Annotated in this window: 7 protein-coding genes; 5 read left to right on the top strand and 2 right to left on the bottom strand. The window is 49.4% G+C overall.

The genetic code is table 11. The features are described from left to right. The coding region (locus tag NDA01_RS31285; RefSeq protein WP_348231124.1) for a hypothetical protein at positions 1 to 189 on the bottom strand (189 nt) is incomplete at its 3' end. 255 nt (positions 190 to 444) lie between these two features. On the opposite strand from NDA01_RS31285, the gene NDA01_RS31280 reads away from it, so the two are divergent. From NDA01_RS31280 to NDA01_RS31260, 5 genes are all read left to right on the top strand, one after another. After that, positions 445 to 690 (top strand): hypothetical protein, encoded by a 246-nt coding sequence (locus NDA01_RS31280; RefSeq protein WP_190552708.1) that lies wholly within the window; start codon positions 445 to 447, stop codon positions 688 to 690. Between the two features lie 1,068 nt (positions 691 to 1,758). Then, entirely contained in the window at positions 1,759 to 2,673 is a 915-nt protein-coding gene (locus tag NDA01_RS31275; protein WP_431193607.1) for a CheR family methyltransferase, read from the top strand. A 3-nt stretch (positions 2,674 to 2,676) separates the two neighbouring features. Continuing rightward, positions 2,677 to 2,913, top strand: coding sequence for a tyrosine-type recombinase/integrase (locus tag NDA01_RS31270; protein WP_431193608.1), 237 nt, complete (start codon positions 2,677 to 2,679; stop codon positions 2,911 to 2,913). A gap of 104 nt (positions 2,914 to 3,017) precedes the next feature. Then, positions 3,018 to 3,737 (top strand): response regulator, encoded by a 720-nt coding sequence (locus NDA01_RS31265; protein WP_348231123.1) that lies wholly within the window; start codon positions 3,018 to 3,020, stop codon positions 3,735 to 3,737. Between the two features lie 277 nt (positions 3,738 to 4,014). Continuing rightward, the gene (locus NDA01_RS31260; protein ID WP_348231122.1) at positions 4,015 to 4,206 is read left to right on the top strand and encodes a hypothetical protein; all 192 of its coding nucleotides are present in this window, start codon (positions 4,015 to 4,017) and stop codon (positions 4,204 to 4,206) included. Between the two features lie 258 nt (positions 4,207 to 4,464). On the opposite strand, the gene NDA01_RS31255 is transcribed toward NDA01_RS31260, so the two are convergent. Continuing rightward, a partial coding sequence (locus NDA01_RS31255) for a response regulator (RefSeq protein ID WP_348231121.1) occupies positions 4,465 to 4,692 on the bottom strand: 228 nt, incomplete at its 5' end.

Genomic DNA, 4,692 nt, shown 5'->3' with positions numbered 1-4,692 from the left:
TTGAATGTTGTCTAAGAGCCTTTCTGAGCCTGGTTGAATGTGGATTGACCCAGCTATGCTCGGCATTTCCTGCTGCATAGCCGGTAACTGCACGATAAAGATTGCACCTTGATTGTCCATTAAAAAACTAATCAACAGCTCTAAAGAATTAATTTCACCAACGAAACGTATTAAAGCTTCTGTCCTCAAAGCATTTCAACTAAGGAAGATATTTCTTTAGATGTGAAATTAATTCTTTAAAGGATAACTGCTGTAACTCCTTTGGCTAAAGCGTTAAAGCAGCTAAGAGTTAGATTAATCACATCAGCAGGTTCCTCCTTCAGAAATACGATCCCTTGCCATGCCCCTCGCTGAAGTGAAACTACTGGTAGAGAGTAAAAGCTGGTTTTGGCACTACAACCTTAGCTATGCAGGCACGACTTAGAAGGTGGGAGTGAGGTAATCATGGCGACAACGGTTGTAACAGTGCCCCAATTCTGGAAGGGTCAGAGCGTGAGTTTCATGGGTGGGGTTGGCATTATTAAGAGCTATCAACCAGAAGCGGATAGCTGGGCCTATCTCGTTGAGATGGCAATGGGACCAGAGCCAGAGATGGGCAGAATTGGCTATGAGACCACGATTCTACTCAGCCAAACTGAGCTCAGCTTGCGGCATCACCACTCCTATTCTGACCTGGCAATGAGTGCCTAAGGCGATCGCAGCGGCAGAATGACTTCATATGTTTGAAGCTGGAACATCTTCTGACGCTCACTCTGAAGCAATGGAGCAACGACAACCCTGAATGCCCAGTTGAGTGGCTGAGGTTAGGAGCTCTCTGAATGGTTGGTGTTTTAACAATCCGCTGATCCACTAAGGTGGCCATGCTCATAGAACTCTGGCAAATCTTGAAGAATGATTGAAGGACCAACTCAGAGGTATGACACGTACCCCCTCGTACTTTCTCATGACTTAGTTCAAGTGTTTAAGTTTTGGTATCACAACGAAGTTTGTGAAGGGATGTGCTCAAACAAAGAAATCTATCGCCTTTGCGGCCAATACCAGGCCCAAGATAGGCAAGAAGCCTTTTGCTTAGCGGTCGCTCTTGCAGAGCATGGGGCTCAAGTTTGCATTACTTGCATGAGACATGAGTATAAGGTGTGGGTCAGTTTAAGAACTTTGCACATAGCTGCCTCTGTCCCTGCTCCTGAGAGGACGCCTTCCTCCTCATCATCGCTTCAAGAAGAACGGCTCTGACTAAGATCAGCAGTGCAGGCTAGTGAATTGCTGAGGATATATGTTCACTTGAAGCAGTATCAAGCTAGAGCTTCAGTAACAGTAAGAGCACCACCGGCTCGCCCAGTGCCTGGTTGCACAGGGCACTTGCTCAAGAACAATGCCACAAGACACAATCAGTTCAAATCTAAATCCCCAGAGTATTTTGACGGCGGCCCGTTCAATCTTTGGTCAGACGTGTGTTTTCGGCTTGCACCATCAAGATTTTCACTGGTGGATAACGGTCACTGATCTCTCTACCTCGCCGGACCCAAAGCTTTACAAAGTCACATGGACGAATGAGAGAGTTGAGTTCAATTGATGGCAGAGAATGGAATAGGGCAACAAGAGAATCAGCTTTTTAGCCCTTCTGACAGTTTTTGGGCTAAGGGCAAAGCGGGAGCAATTGCCGCGAAATTAACAGCATTCTTTGAGTTCGAGTGCTAGGGTGAGGCATCCTTAAGCTGAGGGTTGAAAGGTTGCGGCGCAATCTTCTCTTTCTAAGAAATGCACCCACGTCAAACGCAGTCACAGCCCATAGAGCCGCGGCAACCTTCAGCAAGTCATCCAGAGCGTGATCCTGCTTTCGATGAATTACTCACTTACCTCAGGCAGAACCACGGGTTTGACTTCACAGACTATAAACCCCCTAGCTTGATGCGCCGAATTGGGCTACGAATGCACGAGCTCGGCATAGGGACTTACGGCGATTACACGGCTTATCTACAAGCTAATCCAAATGAGTTCAAGCCTTTGATCAACACCCTCTGGATTAACTTCACGGGGTTCTTTAGAGACACACTGTCTTGGGAGTATCTGGTCACTGACATCATTCCTCGCATCCTACGCCAGAAGTCAGCGGATGCACCCATCCGAGTGTGGAGCGCGGGATGTGCTTCTGGAGAAGAACCTTACTCTCTGGCGATCGCGCTTGCGGAAGCGTTGGGAATAGAGCAGTACCAGAAGCGAGTCCGCCTCTTTGCCTCTGATATTGATGCCAACACACTCCACCAAGCTCGGCAGGGGCATTACTCGGCACTGAAGATGGCTAATATGCCGATCGCCTTACGAGAGCGCTATTTCAAGCCAATAGGCAACCACTACAGCGTGTGTTCAGAGCTGCGATCGCCGCTACTCTTCCTGCGACATAATCTGCTGGAAGACCCACCGATGAGTCAGATTGACCTACTTGTATGTCGGAACGCCCTGATTTATTTCAATCAGGATGGGCAAATGAAGACGCTGGTGCGCTTTTACTTCAGCCTGAACCGTGCAGGGGTGCTCTTCCTGGGAAGTTCAGAGTTGTTGCCCCAGGCGGATCGATTGTTCAAGTTGCTAAGCGTGCAGCATCACATGTTTCACAAAGTAGAGAAGTCTTCCCTCACCCCAGACCTGCTAATCCAAGGGCTCAAGCGAGCATAAACCCTGGGGCGGGTAGGAGTCAGTACCCACAGTTTTAGAAGAACGGCGCTAACCCGAATGAGTAGCGCGGGGGTGCCGCTGCGGGTGATTCAGGAGATATCGGGACACCGTAGCTTGCAGGCCCTTCAGCGTTATCTTGAAGTGCCAGAGGGGCAACTAGAGGGGCGATCGGAAGTCCTGTCCAAGTCCTCTCCTGGGACAGGTAAATTAAGCCTGATTCTACAAACTGTGGCGCATTAAGAATTCTGGAATCATCAAGCCAGGCTGACAATCTTGCCAGTAAAGTTGCTACTACAACGATTGTTGAGACCGTTGAAAAGTTACATTCTCAAGAGGCTACCCTCATGACCCGGATTCAAGTTGCTCTAATTGAAGACCACGACCTGACTCGTGCAGGGCTCCGTGCCATGTTCAGCCTTCACGAGGGACTCGACGTAGTCGGGGAAGCCGCTAATGGTCCAGATGGCTTAACCTTACTCATGGAGACTCAACCCGATGTTGCATTGGTCGATATTGAGATGCCTGGTCTCAATGGCATTGAGGTGACTCGTCGATTCAAGCAATGGTGGAGTGAGAATCATCCTGAAGCTGCCCCCACGAAAGTCATCATGTTAACGATGCAGGAGGATGAAGCCGCAGTCTTAGCCGCTTTTGGAGCCGGGGCAGATTCCTACTGCATGAAAAATGTGAATACAACTCATCTGCTCGAAGCCGTAACCAGCACCCATAAAGGCAACCACTGGATTGACCCCTCCATTGCCCGCATCATCTTAAAGCACAACAACATGCAGGCGGCTCAGGAAACCACTGCTGATTTGGGCTCTAGAGCGATCGCGATGGACGAGGAGTATACCAACGTGATCGCAGCGGCTCCACTGACGAGTCGAGAGCTCGATGTCCTCAAATTAATTGTCGACGGATGTTCCAATGCTGAGATCGCCGCCCGCTGTTACATCACGGTCGGGACTGTCAAAACTCATGTCCGCAACATTCTCAACAAGCTTTGTGCCGAGGACCGCACCCAGGCAGCCGTGAGAGCCTTACGCGGTGGCTTGGTCTCTTGAGCCTAACTCTGCGTAGTTTTTCGTGACCCTGTAGCGCTGCTGTAGCGGAGTCGGATGGCAGTGATCGCCACTGAACTAGCAGAGCTGCCGGAAGAACCTCAAAGAGTGAATGATTCAGTGCTGATTCGTTCAGCGCTCTATGACTAGCTGATACCGATCGCGGCTCTCAGTTTCTAAGTTGCCTTTGATGAGGATTACGTTTACGCATTATTTGGGTTGAGCTTAGTTAGAAATAGATAAGCTTGACTCTAGGCTTTAGTTTTTAGGTGGAATGCAAATGACTGAGCACCCAGTTATTATCAGTCAAGCTTTGCGGCAAGAGAGCAAAGCTTTACGAGCTTGGAGTGAAGTCGGGCGAGCTAGAGCTCAGCGACGGCGTGCTAACTGTCTAGCTATCCAGAATCAATGTCGTTCCAGTCGGAACCAGAGCCAGCTGTTACTAGCTGAAAGCCAATTGCTGATTCATTAGGAAGCTTCGCAACCAAAGTTACTCTTTCTAGCCTGTAACCTTTGACTCCTAGCCTGTAGTTTTCTGCTTCTGGCGATCGCCTCTTAGGTAGCTGCAAGTAGCTGCAGAGCTGTGACCCAGAACTCCCAAATTCCATTAGGGTCCGCGTGGGTTGGTGATCCAAAGTTAGGGAGAAGCCCACGTCTCTCAATTGAAGCAATAGATCACACATGATTCGTACTACATCGGCCAGTGGGATGTTCGCTACCTTAGAGCCTTCTAGACTCGGTTTGGTTTGAGCAAGTTGATGATCTCGCTCACGAATCGTTCTATCTCTAACGGTTTTGTCAGGTGCTTCTGAAAACCAGCTTGCATGGCTCTTCTTTGGTCAATATCTGCAGCATAAGCCGTCAGGGCGATCGCTGGGACCGTACCGCCTTGAGTCGGAGGACGCGAGCGAATCTGTTGCATGAGTGTGTAGCCATCCATTTCTGCCATGCCAATATC

The organism is Trichocoleus desertorum AS-A10 (assembly GCF_039962155.1).
Classification (GTDB): Bacteria; Cyanobacteriota; Cyanobacteriia; order FACHB-46; family FACHB-46; genus Trichocoleus.
This window is presented reverse-complemented; position numbering and strand designations above follow the sequence as displayed.